Raw genomic sequence first — 3,277 nt, forward strand, 5'->3', positions numbered from 1 at the left:
CGCTGGAGTTCATGCGACGCTACGCCCTGGATCCACACGCGGGACTCGTCGAGATCGGCCGCGAACGAGCAGGAGTCGACTGGTGACCGTTACCCCGCAGCCCCCGGCAGGGGCCCGGACGATCGAACAGATCCTCGCCGACACCCGATCCAGACTGATGCGGCTCACCCCCACCCAGGCAGACCAGGCGCGCCGGCATGGCGCGGTCATCGTCGACATCCGCCCGGCCGCACAGCGCGCGGCCGAAGGCGAGATCCCCGACGCTCTGATCGTCGAACGGAACGTGCTCGAGTGGCGCTTCGACCCCACCAGTGACGCCAAGCTCCCCGAGGCCACCGGCTACCACCTGCAGATCATCATCGTGTGCTCGGAGGGCTACACATCCAGCCTCGCCGCAGCCTCCCTCCACGACATCGGCCTGCAGCACGCCACCGACGTCATCGGCGGATTCCGAGCGTGGGCCACCGCCGGCCTACCGACATCCGTGTCCCAGGCCACCTGGAAGGATCACTAGCCGTCCAGTCATCAACGCGCGGGATGCGACCATCCGGGTGCGGCCCGCTCAGGCCGTGGGTGCCGCGGGTATCGCGGGTATCGCGGGTATCGCGGGTATCGCGGGTATCGCCGGAGCCGGTTGGCCGTCCCCGCCAGGGCCACGACCGCCACCGTCGCCACCACCGGCCGGGCCGCGGACGACGAAGTCACGCTGTCGGATGAGGACGAGCGACAGTCCCGCCGCCACGAAGGCCGTAACAGCTGCGACCAGCAGAACCTCGTTCAGCCCGGCGACGAAGCCGGCGTGCGCGGCGACGCCGATCGCGGCGCGGGCGGACGGCGGTGCGCCCGCGACCGCCGCCTGGATGCCACCACCTGACACCGCCTGGGCGATGTGGCCAGCCTGCTGGGCCACGGGCGTACCGGCGAGGCCGACGGTGACGGTGTCGCGCATCTGGGCACTGAAGATCGAACCAAGGCCGGCGACACCGGTCGCGATCCCGACCTGACGGAAGGTCGTGTTGATCCCGGACGCCATGCCGGCGCGTTCCGGCGCCACCACACCGACGGCGGTGGAGGCGAGCGGAACGTTGACAAAGCCGGCGCCGACACCGGCGACAATGAAACCGGGGATGAAGTGGGTCCACCCGGAGTCGACGGTCAGGCCGCCCATGAGCAGCAGGCCCGCGCCGATGGCCACGAAGCCCGGGCCGATGAGCAGCTTGGCCGGCACGCGTTCGGTGAGCCGTCCGGCGATGGCGGCGGCCACGAAAATCGCCCCACTGAGCACCAGGAAGCGGATGCCGGTGGCGACGGCCGACAGGCCGAGCACGCTCTGCATGTACAGCACGAGATAGGCGAACATCGAGAAGAGGCTGGCGGACAGCCCGAACGCGGCGAACAAACCCCCGTCGAAGGTCGGCTTACGCAGCAGGGTGAGGTCGAACATCGGCTGGGTCTGGACGGCCTCGGCGACGCCGAACGCCACCAGCAGCACAGCCGCCCCGATCAGGCACCCGGCGACCTGGGCCGAGCTCCAGCCGTCGGTGCTGCTGCGGATGAGCCCGTAGACCAGCGCGCCGAGCGCGCCGGAGAACGTCACCAGGCCGAACCAGTCGACCCGACCGGCGTGCGGATTGCGGGACTCGGCGACCGTGAGCAGGGTGATCGCGACCGCGACAACGCCAACCGGAAGGTTCACGAAGAAGATCCATCGCCAGGACAACCCGCTGGTCAGCACCCCGCCGAGGACCGGGCCCACAGCGACCGCCACGCCGGTGACGGCCCCGAAGACCCCGAAGGCGACCCCGCGGTCGCGGCCGCGGAACGCGTCGGCGAGCAGCGCCAGGGACGTCGCGAACATGATCGCACCGCCGACACCCTGCCCGGCCCGGGCCAGGATCAGGAACAGCGAGGTTTGCGCGAGGCCGCACAGCAACGACCCGACGGTGAACATGGCCGTGCCGACGGCGAACATCAACCGTCGACCGAACCGGTCCGCCAGCGAGCCGGCCGTCAGCAGCAGGGCGGCCAACGTCAGAGCGTAGGCGTCGATCGTCCATTGCAGGTCCGACAGCGAGGCGCCGAACGCCCGCCCGATGTCCGGCAGTGCCACGTTCACGATCGTGACGTCAAGCAGCAGCATGAAGACGCCGATGCAGACCGCCGCGAGCGTCCACCACTTCCTCTGCACGGTTCCTCCCCAGACAGGCCTCTTACAGATACTTGTTTAACTATCAACTAGCCTAACTATCAACTACCATAGGGACAAGGCCAAGCGTGGCCGCCACGCCTGACGGCCGGAGGGATGCATGATCGGGGAGCGCGAGCCAGCGGTTGTGACGACGGACGCCGTGCCGGTGAACGCCGTGCCGGTGAACGCCGTGCCGGTGAACGCTGCCGGGGCAGCCGGGGTCGGCGCCGCGGAGCCGGGCGGATCGACGTACGTCCCGGCGGTGCTCGCCGGTTCGGTCGGGTACCTGCTGCGGCTCGCGCACGAGCGGGCGCGAGCGGGCGCACAGGCCTTGCTGCCGCCGGGCCAGCATCCGCGCGAGTACGCCATGCTGGTCGCCATCGACGCCGACGGAGCGTACTCGTCCCAACAGCGGCTCGCCGAGCGGCTGGACGTCAACCGGACCGCCATGGTCAAACTTGTCGACCGACTTGAGCAGGCCGGCCTGGTCGAGCGTCGCCGGAACCCGGCCGACCGACGTAGCTACGTCCTTGTGCCCACCGACGCCGGCCGGGCGCGGCTGACCGCGATGAGGCCCGGACTCGAAGCCGCCGAGCGGCTGTTCACCGCCGGCCTGACCCCGCCGGAGCGCGAACGGCTACACGGCCTGCTGCTCCGGATCCTGGTCGGGCCGGGTCACCCGTCCGGGCTACCCGAGGCGCTCACCGGCCGAAGCACCTTCCTCGTCGTCCACGCGCACTACCGGGTCCACACGATCGCGTCTCGTCTCCTGGCAGCAGTGGGCATCACCCCACGCCACGTCGGCGCGCTTGCCGTCATCACGAACGACACGCCGTGCTCCCAGCAGCACGTCGCCCACGAGCTGGGAACCAGCGGGGCGGTGATGGTCGAGATCGTCGACCACCTGGAGGCCCGCGGCCTCGTCGAGCGCCGGTCCTGTCCAACTGACCGCCGGCGCTACGAGCTGTCGCCCACCGCCACGGGCAGGACCGTCCTGTCCAGCTCCTGGGAACTGATCACCGAAGCGGACGCGCATCTCACCGCCCCGCTGCCCAGGTCGGAGGCGGCCCAGTTGCCGGCTCTGCTGCA

General features: G+C 70.4%; 3 protein-coding genes. 2 read left to right on the forward strand and 1 reads right to left on the reverse strand.

Annotated elements, in window-relative coordinates; translation table 11 throughout:
• Positions 1-157: 157 nt before the first annotated feature.
• Positions 158-514 carry a rhodanese-like domain-containing protein gene (locus tag U9980_RS16040; RefSeq protein ID WP_322768657.1) on the forward strand — a complete coding sequence of 119 codons (357 nt, stop codon included), beginning with the start codon at positions 158-160 and terminating at the stop codon, positions 512-514.
• Positions 515-562: 48 nt separating this feature from the next.
• On the opposite strand, the gene U9980_RS16045 is transcribed toward U9980_RS16040, so the two are convergent.
• The gene (locus tag U9980_RS16045) at positions 563-2,188 is read right to left on the reverse strand and encodes an MFS transporter (RefSeq protein ID WP_322768654.1); all 1,626 of its coding nucleotides are present in this window, start codon (positions 2,186-2,188) and stop codon (positions 563-565) included.
• Positions 2,189-2,306: 118 nt separating this feature from the next.
• Here U9980_RS16045 and U9980_RS16050 point away from each other — a divergent pair.
• Positions 2,307-3,277: MarR family winged helix-turn-helix transcriptional regulator (locus tag U9980_RS16050; RefSeq protein WP_322768655.1), on the forward strand; the 971-nt coding region annotated here is incomplete at its 3' end.

Source organism: Protofrankia sp. Cr1, assembly GCF_963555865.1.
GTDB lineage: Bacteria > Actinomycetota > Actinomycetes > Frankiales > Frankiaceae > Protofrankia.

What these genes read in the sequence shown, in the direction of transcription:
- U9980_RS16040 (WP_322768657.1), top strand. Translation starts at nt 158, where the DNA reads ATGCGGCTCACCCCCACCCAGGCAGACCAGGCGCGCCGGCATGGCGCG.